General features: G+C 63.7%; 17 protein-coding genes. 11 read left to right on the top strand and 6 right to left on the bottom strand.

Going from position 1 to position 16,783, the window contains the following annotated elements:
• Positions 1-5: 5 nt before the first annotated feature.
• The 8 genes from pilO2 (at position 6) to sctC (ending at position 9,480) form a co-directional block, all read left to right on the top strand.
• Positions 6-1,283, top strand: coding sequence for a type 4b pilus protein PilO2 (pilO2, locus tag PQQ53_RS31535; RefSeq protein ID WP_408148635.1), 1,278 nt, complete (start codon positions 6-8; stop codon positions 1,281-1,283).
• Complete coding sequence (pilP, locus tag PQQ53_RS31530; protein ID WP_408148637.1) at positions 1,273-1,905, top strand: type IV pilus biogenesis protein PilP; 633 nt, start codon at positions 1,273-1,275, stop codon at positions 1,903-1,905. Before pilO2 ends, pilP begins: the two co-directional genes overlap by 11 nt.
• A 38-nt stretch (positions 1,906-1,943) precedes the next feature.
• Entirely contained in the window at positions 1,944-3,557 is a 1,614-nt protein-coding gene (locus PQQ53_RS31525) for a GspE/PulE family protein (protein ID WP_408328512.1), read from the top strand.
• Positions 3,547-4,623: a type II secretion system F family protein gene (locus PQQ53_RS31520; protein ID WP_408148639.1), complete on the top strand. Its 1,077-nt coding sequence runs from the start codon at positions 3,547-3,549 to the stop codon at positions 4,621-4,623. The genes PQQ53_RS31525 and PQQ53_RS31520 overlap by 11 nt, the downstream gene beginning before the upstream one ends.
• A 28-nt stretch (positions 4,624-4,651) precedes the next feature.
• Entirely contained in the window at positions 4,652-5,218 is a 567-nt protein-coding gene (locus PQQ53_RS31515) for a type 4 pilus major pilin (protein ID WP_408148641.1), read from the top strand.
• A gap of 79 nt (positions 5,219-5,297) precedes the next feature.
• Positions 5,298-5,774: a type IV pilus biogenesis protein PilM gene (gene pilM / locus PQQ53_RS31510; RefSeq protein ID WP_408148643.1), complete on the top strand. Its 477-nt coding sequence runs from the start codon at positions 5,298-5,300 to the stop codon at positions 5,772-5,774.
• 150 nt (positions 5,775-5,924) lie between these two features.
• The gene (gene pilV, locus PQQ53_RS31505; protein ID WP_408148645.1) at positions 5,925-7,535 is read left to right on the top strand and encodes a shufflon system plasmid conjugative transfer pilus tip adhesin PilV; all 1,611 of its coding nucleotides are present in this window, start codon (positions 5,925-5,927) and stop codon (positions 7,533-7,535) included.
• A 172-nt stretch (positions 7,536-7,707) separates the two neighbouring features.
• A complete protein-coding gene (gene sctC, locus PQQ53_RS31500; protein ID WP_408148647.1) occupies positions 7,708-9,480 on the top strand; it encodes a type III secretion system outer membrane ring subunit SctC in 1,773 nt (590 codons plus the stop codon).
• A gap of 105 nt (positions 9,481-9,585) precedes the next feature.
• Here the strand turns inward: sctC and PQQ53_RS31495 are convergent, their stop codons facing one another.
• Both PQQ53_RS31495 and PQQ53_RS31490 read right to left on the bottom strand, forming a co-directional pair.
• Entirely contained in the window at positions 9,586-10,479 is an 894-nt protein-coding gene (locus PQQ53_RS31495) for a glutamate/aspartate ABC transporter substrate-binding protein (RefSeq protein ID WP_408328479.1), read from the bottom strand.
• 26 nt (positions 10,480-10,505) lie between these two features.
• Entirely contained in the window at positions 10,506-10,676 is a 171-nt protein-coding gene (locus PQQ53_RS31490) for a hypothetical protein (protein WP_408148651.1), read from the bottom strand.
• A 298-nt stretch (positions 10,677-10,974) separates the two neighbouring features.
• On the opposite strand from PQQ53_RS31490, the gene PQQ53_RS31485 reads away from it, so the two are divergent.
• Genes PQQ53_RS31485 through PQQ53_RS31475 form a run of 3 tightly spaced genes read left to right on the top strand, consistent with a single transcriptional unit; the run spans position 10,975 to position 14,457 of the window.
• Positions 10,975-12,132 (top strand): sensor histidine kinase, encoded by a 1,158-nt coding sequence (locus PQQ53_RS31485; protein WP_408328477.1) that lies wholly within the window; start codon positions 10,975-10,977, stop codon positions 12,130-12,132.
• A 49-nt stretch (positions 12,133-12,181) separates the two neighbouring features.
• Positions 12,182-12,937, top strand: coding sequence for a response regulator transcription factor (locus PQQ53_RS31480; RefSeq protein WP_408148732.1), 756 nt, complete (start codon positions 12,182-12,184; stop codon positions 12,935-12,937).
• On the top strand, positions 12,934-14,457 hold the full coding sequence (locus PQQ53_RS31475; protein ID WP_408328474.1) for a secretin N-terminal domain-containing protein: 1,524 nt from the start codon (positions 12,934-12,936) through the stop codon (positions 14,455-14,457). The genes PQQ53_RS31480 and PQQ53_RS31475 overlap by 4 nt, the downstream gene beginning before the upstream one ends.
• A gap of 35 nt (positions 14,458-14,492) precedes the next feature.
• Here PQQ53_RS31475 and PQQ53_RS31470 read toward each other — a convergent pair whose 3' ends face one another.
• The 4 genes from PQQ53_RS31470 to PQQ53_RS31455 all read right to left on the bottom strand — a co-directional run bounded on the left by PQQ53_RS31470 (position 14,493) and on the right by PQQ53_RS31455 (position 16,726).
• The gene (locus tag PQQ53_RS31470; protein WP_408148657.1) at positions 14,493-14,948 is read right to left on the bottom strand and encodes a CesT family type III secretion system chaperone; all 456 of its coding nucleotides are present in this window, start codon (positions 14,946-14,948) and stop codon (positions 14,493-14,495) included.
• Positions 14,949-15,033: 85 nt separating this feature from the next.
• Positions 15,034-15,198 carry a hypothetical protein gene (locus PQQ53_RS31465; protein ID WP_408148659.1) on the bottom strand — a complete coding sequence of 55 codons (165 nt, stop codon included), beginning with the start codon at positions 15,196-15,198 and terminating at the stop codon, positions 15,034-15,036.
• 178 nt (positions 15,199-15,376) lie between these two features.
• On the bottom strand, positions 15,377-15,640 hold the full coding sequence (locus PQQ53_RS31460; protein ID WP_408148661.1) for a type III secretion system protein: 264 nt from the start codon (positions 15,638-15,640) through the stop codon (positions 15,377-15,379).
• A 27-nt stretch (positions 15,641-15,667) separates the two neighbouring features.
• Positions 15,668-16,726 (bottom strand): type III secretion system protein, encoded by a 1,059-nt coding sequence (locus PQQ53_RS31455; protein WP_408148663.1) that lies wholly within the window; start codon positions 16,724-16,726, stop codon positions 15,668-15,670.
• Positions 16,727-16,783: the final 57 nt, after the last annotated feature.

Raw genomic sequence — 16,783 nt, 5'->3', positions numbered from 1 at the left:
ACGTCATGGCTACCCACGTCATCCAGATAGGGCGTCAGCGCTTCGTCTGCGGACTGTTCTGGCAATCGCTTTCGCGCCGGCACGAGTTGCGCAAGGAGGCGATCGAGCTCGCGAAGAAACTGAACTTCGACCTGATGGTGCTGCGTATCGAGCGCGGCGTGGCCGCGGTCGGCTTCGCGAATCTGCGCGAGGGCGCGCAGTCCGGGCTGCCCTCGCTCGGCGTAATCGTCGCGAAGACGATCGCGCAACAGGGCGCATTCTATGAAGGCCGTCAGCAATCCGCGCCGAACTGGCTTGGCGCATTCAAGCTGTCGGATGGCCGTTGGGCGTATTTCGCAGTGCGTGACGGCTCCTTTCTGCCGAATGGCGACTGGGTCGGCAGCGGCGAGGAAGTGTTCGAACGCCTCAATTCAGACTATGGGTTGGGCGGCTGGAATACCGTGATCGGCGACCCCGAAATCGAATCGATGGGGTTTCACAACTTCTATCCGCGCCGCATCGGCGATCTGATCGAGAGTCGCCACGGCCGCATCAGCGTGCCGCGCTGGACGCGGCTCAGACCGGTCAGAACCACAGTCTCGTGGCCGGTCATGGGACTCGCAGCGGGACTCGTCGTGGCGGCGATAGGCGGCTCGGTCTGGTTTTCGCATTACCGCGCGCAACAGGAAGCCGCGCGTGAACGCGCGCTGTCGCTCGCGCGCGCTCAACTCAAGCTCGCTGCGCAACCGTCGATCGCGCATCCGTGGGCGAGCCTCGCGGTGCCTACCGAATTCGCCCGCGAATGCCAGCGTCATTTGCGCTTCATCGCACCGGGCGGATGGTCGCTCGAACGCTACGTATGCGGGGCGAAAGGCGTCGATTACACCTGGTCGCGCAATGGTTCCACGGCGGCGTTGCTGCTCGCGCGCGCGCCAATGGCGCAGTTCGATTCGAGTGGCGAACATGCTTCGTTAAGCGAAGCGTTCGACATGGGCGCAACGCGCGATGAACCACTCCTGCCCGGCCGTGGTGTGAAAACCTTGCTGTTCACCCGCTCGCAGATGCTCAATCTGCCGCTGACGCTCGCTCCGATCGCGACGCCAGCCGCCCAGGGAGCGCTCGCGCCGGTCGGCAGTTCCGCTCCCGTCGCGCCGCTCTGGAGTCAATGGCGGATGCAGGTGAAATTCGGCGGCCTCGCGCCCGAACACTTCATGCCGATGTTGAGCGCCCCCGGCGTTCGCCTCGTGAAACTGACCTACCAGGCGGGCGAGTGGTCCGCGGAAGGAGTGATCTATGCAAATTAGCGCTTTTTATCGCCTGCGTTTCCTGCTGTTGAGCGCGCTCGCCGGCGGCACGTTCAGTTGGTCGGCCACGGCTTGCGCGGCAGCGCCGGCCCTCGCCGCGCAAGCTGTGCAGCCGCCCGCGCCGCCGCCGGCGGCCGCCCTGCCTGCCGACAGCGGCTGGACTTCGGACGCGGCGGCGCAGCTTACGCATCTGGAGGAAGAGACGATGCTGCTCAAGGCGCAGATCAAGAAGCTCGACGCCCAGGCCGAAGTCGCCCAGCGCACAGCGGCGCTGTCGCGTCTCGGCAGCGGCGCGGCGCTCGATCCCGCGGGTCAGTCGTTGCGCGTCGTTTCAATCGAGGGATTCGGCCGCCGATATTCGGCGGTTATCCAGACCGGCGACGGTCAGCGCTTCGATGTCGCTGCGGGCGACGTATTGCCGAACGGGTTGCGCATCGTCTCTATCGGCGCGAACGAGGTGATTGGCCGCTGGGGCGGCGGACAGACCGCGCGAATGATTCCGGTGATGGCCTCGCGCAGCGGCGCGGTGCTCAACCCAGGCACAGGCGCGGCAGGCGCGCTCGCGCCCGCCGATCGCAACGCGGTGCCGGGCTTGCCGCCCGGTTATCCATCAGCGCAATAGGTGACGAGATGAACTCCGCGACCAGCATCAAGTTCGACATGTCCGCGCAACGGACCGAAACGCACCGCATGGGCACCGCTCATCCGCTTTCGGGCGACGGACCGTGGGCCGCGAGCGCAGAGGAGCGCAAGCTGCTGTGCCTGCTCGACGACGGCCGCCTGCTGGTGGCCGAGGGCCACGAACTGAGCCCTTACGTGCTGTCTTACCGCGCCCGGCTCGACCGGCTGCAGCACCCGTACCGCTTGCAGGCGGTAAGTCTCGACGACGTGCGGCGCGCATATGAAGGCATGCGCCGCGACGGCACGGGCGAGCGGGTAGATCACACCGCAATGCAGGTACTGGCGAAGGAACTGATTGCGCAGGCCTGCCGCGAGCGCGCGTCTGACATTCATATCCGCGTCAAGCGGTTCAGCACTGAGATCCTGTTTCGCATTCACAACGAACTGGTGCGCGTGAGCGAGCAGACCCGCGAGCAGGGTGCTCGCCTGCTCGCTACCCTCTATGCGGCAATGGCAAGCGTGTCGGACAACACATATAAGCCGAACGAGCGGCAGGATGCGGCGATCGGAGACCGTGACAAGTTGCCGGAGGAACTGTTCGGGGTTCGGATCGCCACGGCTCCCACCAGCACGGGCAGCGTGATGGTCATGCGTCTGCTCTACAACGACGCCGGCGAATCCACCGACCTGCGCCTGCTCGGTTACTCCGATACCCAGTCGGGCTCCGTCGACGATCTGAAGCGCTTGCCGCACGGCATGAACATCATCAGCGGGCCGACCGGGTCGGGTAAGTCGACGACCTTGCAGCGCGTGCTGGTGGGCAAGATTTCCGAATGCGCGGGCTCTATCCATGTGATTACCGTCGAGGACCCGGTCGAGTATCCGATTGCGGGAGCGGTGCAGACGCCCGTTGTCAACGCGCCGACGGAAGAAGCGCGCTCCCAGGCGTTCGCGAGCGCCATCGCGAACGCGATGCGGCTCGATCCGGACACGATCATGATCGGCGAAATCCGCGACCGCGCCTCGGCGCAGAGTGCGCTGCGCGCGTCGATGACAGGCCATCAGGTGTGGACGACCGTGCACGCGAACAGCGCGCTCGCGATCGTCGACCGGCTGGTCGACCTTGGGTTGCCGCTCGGCATGGTGACCGACGAGTCGGTCATCACGGGTCTCATTAGCCAGCGCCTCGTCAAGCTGCTGTGTCCGCACTGCAAACGGCGCCTCGCCGGTGCGCCGCAGGAAGATCAGGACCAGGCGCTTGCCGCGCGCGTGCGCCGGGCGGTCGGCGCCGCATTCGACCGGGTTTTCGAGCAGGGTCCGGGCTGCGCGCATTGCGCGGGGCGCGGCACGACCGGGCGCACCGTGGTCGCCGAGGTCATCCGCACCGACGCACAGTTCTTCGCGTACATGCGCGAAGGCGACAAGCGCGCAGCGCTGGCCTATTGGCTCGACAACCTGGGAGGCCGGACCATCGTCGAGCACACCATTGAAAAGGTGTCGGCGGGGCTCGTCGACCCGCGCTCGGCGGAGCGCATCGTCGGGCCGCTGATGCCGCGCAGCGAGCCGGTGCGGCTGCGTTCGGTGGAGACGGTCGAGGGCGGGCGTCCGGCCGCGCCGGGAAGCGCGGCAGTCGGAGCGGACTATGACGTTTGATCCGCACCGGCAGTGGGCGAAGCTGCAGGCAACCGCGCAGGCGCGCTTGCGGCTCTACCGGAAGATCGAAAAGATGCTGTCGAACGGTCTGCCGCTGCTCAAGGTGCTGCAGGACCTCGAAATGCGCGCGTCGCACGACGGCCGCAAGCCGACGCTGCCCGAAGCGGTCCTGATCGGGGAGTGGCGGCGCGTCGTGCAAAACGGCGGCGGCCTCGCCGAAGGCATGGACGGCTGGGTGCCGCAAGCCGAACAGATGATCGTGATGGCTGGGGAGCAGTCGGGCCGGCTCGAAGCGGCGCTGCGCTCGGTGACCGGCATCGTGATGTCGGGGCGGCGCATCCGTAATGCAGTCGTCGGCGGACTGGCCTATCCGCTCGCGCTGTTCGCGATGATGCTCGCGTACCTCTATCTGTTCGGCGCGAAGCTGGTGCCGCAGTTCGCGGCGATCGAAGATCCCGGGCGCTGGCATGGTTCGGCCCGCATGCTCTACGTGCTGTCAATATTCGTCCAGTCGTGGCTGCCCGAGTGCGTGATTGCCGTGCTCGTGTCGACGGCGTTGCTCGTGTACTCGATGCCGCGTTGGGCCGGCCGGCTGCGCAGCCGCTTCGACGAGTTTGCGCCGTGGTCGATCTATCGGCTCATGGTCGGATCGAGTTTCCTCACGGCGTTTGCGTCGATGCAGGCCGCCGGTTTCACGGTCGAGCAGTCTCTGACCCGTCTTGCCGATCGCGCGAAGCCGTGGCTGCGGGAGCGAATCGACGACATGCTGTTCGGCGTGAAATCGGGGTTGAATGTCGGTGAGGCCATGCGGGTTAGCGGCCACCGGTTTCCATCGAAGGAAATCGTGGAGGACCTATGCGTCTACGCGCAGTACAAGGGATTCGCGGAATCGCTGAAGACGCTCGCGGACGAGTGGGTCGAGACAGGTGTCGAGAAAGTGACGGCGCAGATGCGCATCCTCAACGGGTTCGCGATCGTCGTCATGGCATTGATGTTGGGGCTGCTGATTATCGGCTTCTTTGGTATCCAGCAGGAAATTGCTGCGATGAGCAGGGCGATGCATTAAGCGTGAAGCTTTAACCAGGGGATTTGACATGAGTGCTGCAAAACAACGGTTTGTCGTCGTCGCGGGCATGCGCCGTGGACGTGTGCTGAGGCGTCAGCACGGCGCGTCGCTGCTGGAAGCCATTTCGTATCTGGGCATTGCCGCGATCGTGGTGATCGGCGCGGTCGCGCTGCTGTCGAGCGCATTCAGCAGCGCCAGTACGAACTCGGTCAACGAGCAGGTCAGCGCCATTCAGAGCGGTGTAAAGAAACTTTATATGGGACAGGCCGCGAGTTACACGGGCTTGACCAATTCGGTGCTCGCCACCGCAGGGGTGTTTCCAGCGGCGTTGACGCCGGCCTCTGACGGCACGATCACCAACACCTGGAATGGCAACGTCACAGTGGCGGTAGCGGCCGCAAACAACGAGTTCACGATCACCTATACGAACGTGCCTCAGAGCGTGTGCGTGAATTCCATCAGCGCAGGCGGCAGCTGGATCGGCATCCAGGTCAACTCCGGCACCAGCTACACGTCGATGCCCATTTCGCCGGCAGACGCGTCGACTGCCTGCAGCAGCACGGACGCCAACACGATCGTGTGGACTTCGACCTGAACTGAGCCGCGCAATGCCGCCACGGACAATGACCCCCGTTCGCACCGACGTTCGGGCCGCTTTACAGGAAGACGTCTGAATGTACGCGCTCTGGATCGCGTTAGCCATGGCTGCGCTAGCCGGTGTCTATTCGCTCGTCGATGTGCATTATGTGCAAGCCACGCCGACGCTTGCGAGCGCCTCGCTCGCGCAAAGCATGGCGGCATACCGCCAGGCGGCGATCCGGTTCGCGCTTGCAAATCCGCAAACAAGCGGCGCCGTATCGGCGGATGCGCTCATTCCCTATCTGGCGGCGGGCACGGCCAGCCCGCTCTGGCGGGTTTATGTGACGCCGAACGCGGAGGTCGCCGGCAGCACGGTGGTCGTCTACACGACATCGGCGAGCGCGGCACCGGCGATTACCGGAATCGAGCAACTCGCGTTTCATTCGGCGTTCGCGGGCGTCGCCAGCAATGGCAGCGTTGTTTCGCCCGGCAATGCTGCGGTCGCTTTGCCGGCTGGAATCGCGGCGACCGTGCCGAACGGAACTCCGGTATGGATCGCGCAGGCATATTGACGGGCCGCGCTCGCGTCGCGTCAGCACCTACCCGCTACCTTCGGGGCGAAGCGTCTCGCGTCGTAAGCGGGTGCGCTGCCGCGCTAGGGGCATCGGTGCGAGGCCGGTCATGACGAACTGGAACATTACCGCAGCGTACCGAGGCAAGACATGAACAACACACGGTCCCGGCAACGTGGCTTCACGGTCGTCGAGCTGCTGGCCGCGCTGGCGATCGCATCGCTGATGATCGCCGGCGTAAGCGCGATGATCGCCACTTCGCTGGAAGACGTGAAAGGCCAGCAAGCGGCGCTATATCAGTCCCAACTGACGCGAGCGGCGGCGCAGCTCATCACGCAGAACGCCAACGCGCTGCTCGGCACCGCCACGACGACGGTGCCGGTAGTCGTGCCGTTAAGCGGCTCGCCGTATCAGCTCGCCACTTACCTGCCGAACGGTGTACGCAATACCAACGCGTATGGCCAGACACCGTGCCTGCTGATTTATGCAACTGGAACGGGCTGGTTGCAAGGACTGCTGGTGACCGAGGGCGGCACGACGATAGCCGATGCTCCGCTTGGTTACATCGCGGCGAACGCGGGGCAGGGCGGCGGATCGATACCGAAGACCAACAACGCGGCAGCGGCAGCGTTCGGCGCATTTGGCGGCTGGAGCGTGGCGTCGCCGAATCCGGCAGGCAAGTCGTGCTCCGGCACGAAGACCGGCGTGGGGCACCTGGTCAGTGAGGTGTTTCCCGACAACGATCAGGCTCAGAACGGCGACTTCCTGTATCGCGTCAGCGTGCCGGGCAATGCCACCGCTAACACCATGCAGGTGCCGATCGTGCTCGCGCAGGAGACCGACTACAGCGCGTGCACGGCAAGCGCCGGTGCCGTGGCGGCGGATGCCAGCAGCAACGTGGTGACGTGCCGCAACGGTCTATGGACACCGGTCGCGTCGATGCACTGGCGAGATCCGGTGGCCTCGGCTGCGGATCTGGGCAATCTCACGCTGATGCCGAATCCCCGTCTCGGCGACGTTGCGATGACGACCAACACGGGCCGCGCCTATACGTTCAACGGCACGGCCTGGCACGCAATCGCGGTCAACGAGCAGGGCTATCTGGATCTGGGCAACCAGTTCACAGTAGGCGCCGCGTGCGCGTCCGACCTCTCGAACACGACGCCGGTGGCGACCGATTCGACGGGCCGGGTGCTGTCGTGCCGCAACGGCACCTGGCAGACCCAGACAGAGATCGAACCCGCCAACAACTACACTGGCTGCACGATCCTGATGGCGTCGCCGAACGCGACCGACTATCAGGGCTGTGGCGGTGTGCCCGGCGGCGCGTGGACGAGCGGTCCGTTTTCGTACAACGCGGCGAACGGCACATACTCGTACACCAGCTATCTGCCTGTGACCATGACCAAGCCCGGCATCATCGCGGCATCGACGTGGGGGCATATGAACGACGGCTCAAGTACTGGCGCGACCGGCGCGCGGGCGCAGATGTCGCAGGACGTTGACGTGCTCGACAGCACGGGCGCATCGCTCGCTCATACCGAGGCGCAGGGTCCGACTCTGACAGACGACTCGGGCGGGATTGCAACCGCGTTGACGCAAGCCGTCAGCGCGGGTACGTACCGCGTTCGTATCGTGACGAACTGGGCCACTTATTCGGTGATCACGACGCCGTGGACGAGCAGTCTACTGGGTCAGCAGGGGCAATCCATCCCGAACACGCCGCTTGTCGAAGGCTGGGCAGTTAATACGTATTACTGATCGAACAGGGAGCGCGGACCTGTGGCGGGACGTGTCTGGCGCGCAGTCTCGCGAACCCAGGTGCGGCAATCGGAAGTAGTCGGCAGGCCTTTGCATGACGGTCGTTGACGAAGGGCCGGGCGGAGCGAATCATCAGTATCCGGAACCGCCCTTTTCTTTCAACGTGAAGATCATGCGAAAACTAGCCTGCACAATTGTGTCGATCATCCTTATGACGTGTTGCGTGGCCGCTTTGCATGCGGCGCCCGTTCACTGGAATGTGAAGGTGATCGATTACGCGGCCGATTCCAAGGACATCAAGGACGTGCTGCGAGACTTCTCTGCGAGCCAGGGTATTCCGGCCAATGTCTCCAAACAGGTGCAAGGCACGGTGACGGGAAAATTCCATATGCCGCCGCAACGCTTTCTGGATACGCTTGCATCGTCGTTCGGGTTTGTCTGGTACTACGACGGCCAGGTGCTCGACATCGTGACCCCGGATGAAATGAAAAGCACGCTCATCAAGCTGGATCATGGCAGCACGGGTCAACTGCGCGCGACCCTCGCGTCGATGCATGTCACCGACCCGCGTTTCAACATCACCTACGACGAGGCGCAGGGCGCGGCCATCGTCAACGGTCCGCCGAACTATGTGAAACTCGTCGGCGACATCGCGCAGCGGCTCGACAACACCACGCAGCATCGGGCCGGCACGGTGGTCCAGGTGTTCCCGCTGCATCATGCATGGTCGATGGACCGCGCGGTAAATGCCGATGGTCAGACGGTCACGCTGCCTGGCGTCTCGACGGTGCTCAACAACATCTACCATCCCCAGCAGAAGAAAGATTCTGGAACGGGCGGCGGAGGCGGAAAAAACACGCGGGCGTCGAACGTGCAGCGTTCGCAGCCGATGACAAGTCTTGGCGGCGCCAGCGGCTCCAGCTCGGGCGCGCCGTTGCCGCAAGGCACGACGCTCGCGAACGGCGAATCGTCGCTCGGCGTGCTGGCGGGACTGAGCGGCCACGCGTCGCCGCAATTGTCGTCGGCGGTGTCGAACGCGTCGAACCAGGGCGAGGCGAGCGGCGACGGCGCCGCGGAAGATGACAAGCTGCCAGTGATCGAAGCGGATCAGCGGACGAACTCGGTGCTGATCCGCGACACGCCGGATCGCATGTATCAATACCCCGAACTGATCCAGCGCCTCGACGTCAAGCCGCGTTTGATCGAGATCGAGGCGCACATTTTCGAGGTCGACGACTCGGCGATCGGCCAGCTCGGCGTGAGTTGGACCGCGCACAACAGCCATGTGGATTTCCAGACCGGCAACGGCCTCACGGCGCAAAACACCTATACCGGAACGCTTTCGCAGAACTTCGGGCAGACCACGCTGGCCGGCAACGTGGTGGCCGCGGCGACGCCGGTCGGCGGCGTGCTCACGACGGTGATCGGCAACGCCGGGCGCTACCTGATGACAAGCGTCTCGGCGCTGGAGGAGCGCAACCTCGCGAAGATCGAGGCGAGCCCGAAGGTCACCACGCTCGACGACATTGAAGCTGACATGGCGAACCAGACGCAGTTCTTCGTCCGCGTAACGGGGTACACGTCGGCCGACCTGTACAGTGTCTCGACCGGCGTCTCACTGCGCGTATTGCCGATGGTGGTCGACGAAAACGGGCGCACGCAGATCAAGCTCGATGTCGCGATTCAGGACGGCCAACTTACCGGCCAGACCGTGGACAACATTCCGGTGATATCGAGCACGAACATCAACACTTCCGCGTTCATCAACGAGGGTGAGTCGCTGCTCGTGGCGGGCTACAAGGCCAACAACCATACCCGCGACTCGACCGGCGTGCCGCTGCTTTCGAAGATTCCTGTACTGGGCAATCTGTTCAAGTACACGGACAAGGAGGACAGCCACATGGAACGGCTGTTCCTGCTGACTCCGCGGATTATCGACCTATAAGAACCGGCCTCTTGGCCGCCCGGGCTTGCCCGGGTTGCCCTTTCCGCCGCCTGCGACGCGAGTCGCTTGCGGCGGTTTTTTTATGCGCGGACGACTACACGCGAGTTAATCGTATGCCTTGTCGTTGGGATGAGCGAACAGTTCCTTCAGTTCCTGGCTGAGCGGATAGCGCAGATTCATGTTGTTGGGCGGGATCGGTTGCGTGAACCACTTGTCGTAGAGTTTCAAGGCCTCGCCCGAGGTTTCCATTGTGGTGATCACGTTGTCGACGAAGGCCTTGAACTCCGGGTCTTTACGCATCATGCACGCATAGTTCTCAGTGACGGGCGGGGTGCCGCGCACGGCATAGTCCTCGGGATTCTTGACCTTGGCGCGTTCTCCATAGAGCAACGGCTCGTCCATCACGAAAGCCACCGCACGTCCGGTTTGCACATTGAGGAACGATTCCGCGTGGTCTTTCGCGCTGATGATCTCCATGTTCATATGGTCCTTCTCATTCATCATGCGCAGCATCCGTTCGTCCGACGTGCCCGCCGTGGTCGCGACGACCTTGCCCGCGAGATCCCCGAAATCCTTGATGCCCGAGTTGCTTTTCGTGATGAAACGAATGCCGTACAGGAAGATGTTGGTCGAGAACGCCGCCTGGTTGTCGCGTGCAAAGGTGTGAGTCGTCGATCCGCATTCGAGATCGATCGTGCCGTTCTGCACGAGCGGAATCCGGTTCTGCGACGTGATCGGGATCAGGCGAACCGTGAGATTCGGCAGGTTGTATTTCGCCTTGATCGCGTCGACGATCTTCATCGCGATGTCCTGCGAGTAGCCAATTGTCTTCTGGTTGTTGTCGTAGTACGAGAACGGAATGGACGATTCGCGCACGCCCAGGTTGATCACCGCCGAACTCCTGATCTTGTCGAGCGTCGCCTGTTCGGCGGCGTGCGTGGTGCCCCCAATCAGCAGCCATGCAGCGGTCAGTGCGGACAGCAGAGCTTTTTGTTTCATGTATATCCCCGTTTGACTTCAGCAGATTATTCGAAGCGGCGTGCGCCGCATTGTGCGGCATCGAGCCGGATCGGACCGAACGGTTCGCGCCTGCGGCAGCCGGCGCGAACCAGCATTTGCTCGGAACGCGGCATCGCGCGCGTGTTGCCGACGCGGGCCACGGTACCCATCGAGCGGCGCGTGAGGGACGTCGACATCCGTTCGCGTCATGCCTCGCCGCACTGTAGCGGCGCCAAAAATCGGACGCGATGCGGCATCCGCATCGGAGTATGCGGCGTTCGCATGGAGGCCTGCTGCTTCGCGTTATCGACTCGGCGCTGGCGGCAACAATGCCATGATCGTGAACAAGCCACGCATTTCGCGGTGTTGAAATGCGTTTGTAAGAGAGCCGGGTCGCCTGTCGAGCCATGGCTCATTACGGAATGTTTCGCTATATGATCTGACAATTGTTCACTTATGATCTGCTAAATGATCGAGGAAGAGGAGATGTCAGTCTTGCTTCGTTCTGGCCAGTACGCTGTGCCGGCAGCCATCATCGGGAACGTGGCTCAAGGCGAAGAGCAAACGCTGTTCGACAGCGAGCCGTGGGGCACGATCGCCCTTGACGCCCGCTATCAGGTTCTCTTTGCGACGAGCGGCGCAGCGCGACTGTTAGGGCGCCATATCGAAACAGGGACAGCGCTCGGCGCGCTGATTCCAGAACTTGAGCCCGCGCATGAACCGTCGGACGAAGGACAGAAAGACCAGTCGCCAACGCTTGCTCTCGCTGAGGGCGTAGAAGTCGCGCTTACCGATCGCTGGCTATGGCTGCGGCTGGAACCGGCAAAAAATGCTGGAAGGGTCGCGGCATTGCTGCGAGTGTCCGACATGACCGATATGCGCCGGGCGCTGACCAATCGCGCGGAATCGTTGCGCTTCCTGTCCCACGATTTGCGCTCGCCGCAAAATTCGATCGTGGCGCTCACGCAGTTGCACGAACAGGACCCGCAGGCCTTCGAGGACTGCGGCGGCATGCAACGCATTGCCGAACTCGCGCGGTATGCGCTTTCGCTGGGCGACCAGTTCATCTTCACGTCCGTGGCGGGCGCACTGCGCCACCGCGACTTCTGCCGCTTCGATCTGCGCGCCGCGGTGCGCAGCGTGATTCCCAAGCTCGAAGTCGCGGCTGTGTATCGCAATGTCGCACTGCGTCTATGGATTGCCGATGAACCCGCAGTGTGGATGAGCGGCGTGCAGGTGTTCGTGATGCGCGCATTGCAGAACCTGATCGACAACGCGATCCAGGCATCGCGAGCCGGCGGTCGTGTAACGGTGTCGCTAAAGATCACCGCCGAGCATGCCGTTATCGTTGTGAGCGATGAAGCCGGTGGTTTGCCGGGCTTATCCGCGGGCGGCGCAATGACCGATTTCGATGGGCTCGGCCCCAAGTCCATTGGCGGCTTCGGGATTGGTTTGAAGCTGTCCGCGCGCATCGTCGGATTGCACGGCGGTACTTTGCATGCCGAAGCAAATCGCGATGCGGGAACGGATTTTGTGGTGCGCTTGCCGCGTCTGTCATTGCACCGAACCGGGCCACGCTCGCCGGTCGGCACGCGTACCGGCGGCTTGGGCCATGCGGCGTTCGAGCGCCCGCCGCGTGGCCGTTCCGATTGATAGAGGGCGCCGATGGTATAGGGAGGCACCCCGTCGGAGTGCAATTATGATGCGTAATCAGACTCGAATCGTATTGTTGGAGGACGATCTGATCCAGCAAGCGGTGCTGGTCTCGTGGCTGAAGGCCGAGGGGTATCAGGTCGAGGCGTTCAACGACGGGCTGGATGCACGCAACCATCTGTCGGACCACTGGGCCGACCTGATGATTTTCGATTGGGACGTGCCCGGCATGTCCGGAGAAAAGCTGCTGAGCTGGGTGCGTGGACGCTCTCGTTCCACCGTGCCCGTGATCTTCCAGACAGTCCATTCCGACGAAGAGGAGATCGTCCGGATTCTCGACACGGGCGCCGACGATTTCCTCGTCAAGCCGGTCGACAGACTCGTGTTCCTCGCGCGTATTCGCGCGTTGTTACGGCGATTTCAGACCGCGGGCAGTGAACGCCGCCGGATGATCGTCGGTCAGTATCTGCTCGACCGGGCAAATCTGACTATCAGCCGGGGCGACATCGTGCATACGCTTGGTGCCAAGGAGTTCGATCTGCTGTGGCATCTCGCGTCGCATCGCGGCATCGTCGTGCAGCGGCAAGACCTGCATTCGGTCGTCTGGGGCTGGGACGGCAGTTCGCAGAGCCGCTCGGTGGACATGTACGTGAGCCGCCTGCGCGCGAGCCTGAAGAGCATGCAGATCGACTGGGTGATCCAGTCCGTCTACGGTAAGGGCTATCGGCTCAATTTGAGCGAAGCGCCGGCGCCGTCCGAGATGGTCGACATCGGCGGCGATGAAATCCTGGCATTGAAGCGTTGACGCGCATCGTGGCGCGCCCGTGCATTGCGCTGGCGCTCGCCTGGCTGTGGAGTGCCGGCGTTGCGGCCGGCTCCGCTCATCCGGACGGCGCGCGGCGCGAGGCCGTGACTGCGAACACGGCCAAGGCGGCCGAGCCGCTTCCCGCAGCGCGCCTTAAACGCTCGGCCCATGCAGCCCATGCATCGCGGTTATGCGAACGCGAGTCTTGCGGTCGCATTGCGCTCCCCGCATGGCATGCCGCGCAATTGCATTACTCGACGAGCGGCACACCGCTGGTGGACGTATTGCACGATCTGTCTCAGCAAACGCAAGTGCCGGTGGCGTGCGGCGCGCAACTGACCGGCCGTGTCGAAGGCCGCTTCGACATGCCGCCGCAGCGCTTTCTTGAAGTGCTTGCCCGCTCGTTCGATCTCGCCTGGTTTTACGACGGCACTGTTTTGCATGTCGACTCAGCGCGCGCCCAGCCGACGCGCGTGTTTCGCCTCAACTATGCAAGCAGCGCGGATTTGCGCGCGCTTCTCGCGCGGACCGGCAACGATGACCCGCGTTTCCCGCTGCGCGTCGACGCCCCCGCGCATGGACTCGTTACCCTGCGTGCACCCGCGGCGTATCTGTCGCTGGTCGAGCGTGCCGCGCAACAGTTGGAAACGGCGGCGCGCAGGCGGGTGAAAACCTCGGTTCGAATCGTGCCGCTCCGGTATGGGACCGCTACCGATCGCACCGCGCTCACCAACGACAGGAGCAACGTGGTGCTCGGGATCGCAAGCCGCGCCGCGAGCGTGCTCGATCCGCACGGCGACATCCGGGCAGACGTTATCGACTATGAAGCGCCATTACCGGTCATCACCGCGGATCCGCGCACGAACGCCGTGCTCATTCGCGACCGTCCGCCGCGACTCGACGACGACGCGCACGCCGTGGCGGCGCTCGACCGGCCCGAGCAACTTGTCGGGATCCGGTTGCTGATCGCCGCGGTGCGTCCTGAGACGTTGAGCGCGCTCGGCATGTCGGACGCAAGCCATGTGCTTTTGGAGGGAGCGTCGGTGAAAACCGCAGCCGATGCGATACGTCATGCGAGCGGCGCGCGCGTCCTCGCGGATAGTGAATTGCTCAGTGTCGACGGCGTCGCGGTAGGCTACGAAAGCAAGGCACAGCGGCCCGTTGCTTCCACCGGCGCGGTTGCCGTCGATGCGGGTGCAAGCGAACTCCCGGAAGCATCGCCGTCCGGCCCGGAGGCACCCGGCGGCCGCGACAAGCTGGCGGGCAACGCGCGGCATGACGCCGACGTCGCGGTGCGCATCCTGCCTTCGCTAGCCTCCATGTCCGGGCACGGTCCGGTGGTGCTCGCGGTCGAATGGCACGGGGCGGATATCGACGTGGTGCGCATGGCGCTCGATCCGGGCGACGGCCTGCTGATGATCGAAAGGCCGCCCATCGCTCAGGCAGGCGTGGCGCAACAGGCAGTCAAAGCGCCGTTGGCCTGGGTCGCCGTACTGGTGCCGCGGCTCTTGCCGGACTAGAAGGCGCGGCGACGGTTTGGGCACGTCTGCCTCGCTCAGGCTCGCAGCCAGTGATAGTCGCCATTGACGATGCCCGCGAACATCTCGTCGCTCGATTCGATAATGTTGCTGCGCCAGTAGCGGCCGTGTTCGATATAGTGGGTCACCAGATCGGCGACTACGGTGCCGTCGACGTCGGGCGTGAGCGGCAGACGCAGAATCAGGATAATGCCGCCCGTCCGCGAGTCGAGTCCCAGCTGCGCCTGGTCCTGTGCGTAGATCAGAAGGTTCGCTTCCAGCATCAGCCGGAATATGACCAATGTGCGGCCAGCGGTGACCGTGCCGTAATGGAAGTTCACGTACATCGCTTCCGGGTCGTTTTCGAAATGATCAAGCCGCACATCGAAGCCTTCCACTTCGATCATGCGCGTTTCCAGTACGTAATCCGCGTCGGGCAGTCCGACGACGCCACACGCGTCGCGCAGCACTTCCGCAAATCGTTCGATGCTCATGTCGACTCACCCGAGGCGCAGCGCTTTCATGACTGTCCGGAGTGCAAACGCGGCGCAGACCGCGTTTGCACAATCCGCGAGGACATCAACCCTTCTTCGAATCCTCTTCGGCGTCCTGCGCGCCGGTCTTGGCGATGTTGCTGACCATCTGGATTTGCGACATCATCAATTGCATCATCGTGCTTTCGATCATCAAGGGCACCATGGTGGACATCATTGCTTCCATGCCTGCTGCGGCTCCAAAAGACATCACTGCCTCCAACGGGTAAAGGTTAAAAAGACCAGCTTCAAAGACCTACCTGAAACGACCGGGGTTCAACAACAAAAACTGCGCACTGCGGACTACGGACTACGGACTACGGACTACGGACTACAGAAACTGCGGCGGGCGCCGGCCCGCTTGCTGCCACTTCCTTGCTGACACCGGCTCAATGACTGACTGCCATGTCCGTCAAAGCGAGTTCGTTCAACTGATGCACGATCCGCCGGCCCGCGATCAGTCCGCGATAGATTTTTTGCAGCGCCGCGCGTTCGGTTTCGCCTGTCGCGGCCGAGGTGGCATCGCTCACGCGTTGCGCACAGTCCTCGAATGCGGCGGCGATCGAGGCCACGCTTGCGCCGGCGTGACCCCGCGCAAGCGTGGTTTCTAGCCGGTTCATGTCGTCAATGAGGGCTTCCAGTGCTTCGTACATGGTTTTTTCTCCTGAGTGAGACTGGTTTCAATGAACATCGCCGTGGCTCGGCGTGATCGATTCGCGCAACGTGCGCGGGCCGCTCGCGGCATTGGCTGTGCCCGCTACGAAGACGTGCTTCACGCCGTCCTGGGTCTCCATGTAGCGCGTGTTCCCTACCTCGAGCATGGCCGTGTAGACCACCGTCGACGCAGCGGGCGCTTCCGTCACGTCGATGTCGAGCCGCCTGACGTTGCCGTCCAGGTCCGCGCGCAAGCGATTGAGCGCATCCTCGAAACGCGTGAGCGAGGGCACGACGCCGGCCACCTGGAATACGCCGTTGCCGCCATAGCTCACGTGAATGCCGTCGGTGGCGAGCAGTTCGTCGATGCTCGCGACGTCCGCATGCGCGACGTCGTACTGACGGGCAATCGCATGAAAGCCGCTTCGCGTCAGGATCGAGCGCGCGGCGATGTCTTGCGATGCGTCGTCTACCATGCCGTCGACCACGACAGTGCCGCCTTGCGGGCGTGCCCGCAGCCCGTCGAGGCCGGCTTCGTGCAACTGCCGCCGCAACGTGGCGGCGACCTCGGGCGCGGAGTGCGAAACCGCTACGGACGGCTGGCCGAACAGGACGCTCGCGAGCACGGAGCCGCCCGCGATGAAGAGCGCGCCAACCAGCGCGACGGTTCCCGCCACGCGTAGCCGGCGGCTCCCGAAGGCACGCTGCCTTGCGCCGGTCTCTGCATCCGGCGCGCCCGCGCCGTGGGGCGGCGCCCCTGGCACGCCGGTGCCGTTGTACATGCTGGCGAGCAACTGGATATCGGGCGGCCATGTCGCGTCTTCGCCGCCAAAGCACAGCACCGTGGTGCCGAACGGAAACGGTACGAAATCCGGAATCATCACCACCGACTGATCGGCGTCGGACGCGTTCGAACGCCGCGCGTTGATCACGCCGGATTCGTCGAGTTCGATGACGACTTCGTCGTCGTCCCAGTCGGTGATGCAGATGTCGGTGTCGTCCGCCTTGCCGATCCGGTAGCGACCCGGCGTCAGGCGCGCCTGAATACCCGCATGGGTGCCGGTCAGGATGCGCAGGATCTTCATTGGAACTCTCGTTCAGTAGGCAGTCTTCACGTTCGCCGGGCCGTGGTGCATCGCGGC

The sequence above is a fragment of the Paraburkholderia strydomiana genome (assembly GCF_046030495.1).
Classification (GTDB): domain Bacteria; phylum Pseudomonadota; class Gammaproteobacteria; order Burkholderiales; family Burkholderiaceae; genus Paraburkholderia; species Paraburkholderia strydomiana_A.
Note: the sequence above shows the minus strand (reverse complement) of the source record. Positions and strands in the feature narration are given on the sequence as shown.

Coding starts and splice junctions, on each gene's coding strand:
- pilO2 (WP_408148635.1), top strand. CDS start 6: ATGGCTACCCACGTCATCCAGATAGGGCGTCAGCGCTTCGTCTGCGGA.
- pilP (WP_408148637.1), top strand. CDS start 1,273: ATGCAAATTAGCGCTTTTTATCGCCTGCGTTTCCTGCTGTTGAGCGCG.
- PQQ53_RS31525 (WP_408328512.1), top strand. CDS start 1,944: ATGTCCGCGCAACGGACCGAAACGCACCGCATGGGCACCGCTCATCCG.
- PQQ53_RS31520 (WP_408148639.1), top strand. CDS start 3,547: ATGACGTTTGATCCGCACCGGCAGTGGGCGAAGCTGCAGGCAACCGCG.
- PQQ53_RS31515 (WP_408148641.1), top strand. CDS start 4,652: ATGAGTGCTGCAAAACAACGGTTTGTCGTCGTCGCGGGCATGCGCCGT.
- pilM (WP_408148643.1), top strand. CDS start 5,298: ATGTACGCGCTCTGGATCGCGTTAGCCATGGCTGCGCTAGCCGGTGTC.
- pilV (WP_408148645.1), top strand. CDS start 5,925: ATGAACAACACACGGTCCCGGCAACGTGGCTTCACGGTCGTCGAGCTG.
- sctC (WP_408148647.1), top strand. CDS start 7,708: ATGCGAAAACTAGCCTGCACAATTGTGTCGATCATCCTTATGACGTGT.
- PQQ53_RS31495 (WP_408328479.1), bottom strand. CDS start 10,479: ATGAAACAAAAAGCTCTGCTGTCCGCACTGACCGCTGCATGGCTGCTG.
- PQQ53_RS31490 (WP_408148651.1), bottom strand. CDS start 10,676: ATGTCGACGTCCCTCACGCGCCGCTCGATGGGTACCGTGGCCCGCGTC.
- PQQ53_RS31480 (WP_408148732.1), top strand. CDS start 12,182: ATGCGTAATCAGACTCGAATCGTATTGTTGGAGGACGATCTGATCCAG.
- PQQ53_RS31470 (WP_408148657.1), bottom strand. CDS start 14,948: ATGAGCATCGAACGATTTGCGGAAGTGCTGCGCGACGCGTGTGGCGTC.
- PQQ53_RS31465 (WP_408148659.1), bottom strand. CDS start 15,198: ATGTCTTTTGGAGCCGCAGCAGGCATGGAAGCAATGATGTCCACCATG.
- PQQ53_RS31460 (WP_408148661.1), bottom strand. CDS start 15,640: ATGTACGAAGCACTGGAAGCCCTCATTGACGACATGAACCGGCTAGAA.
- PQQ53_RS31455 (WP_408148663.1), bottom strand. CDS start 16,726: ATGAAGATCCTGCGCATCCTGACCGGCACCCATGCGGGTATTCAGGCG.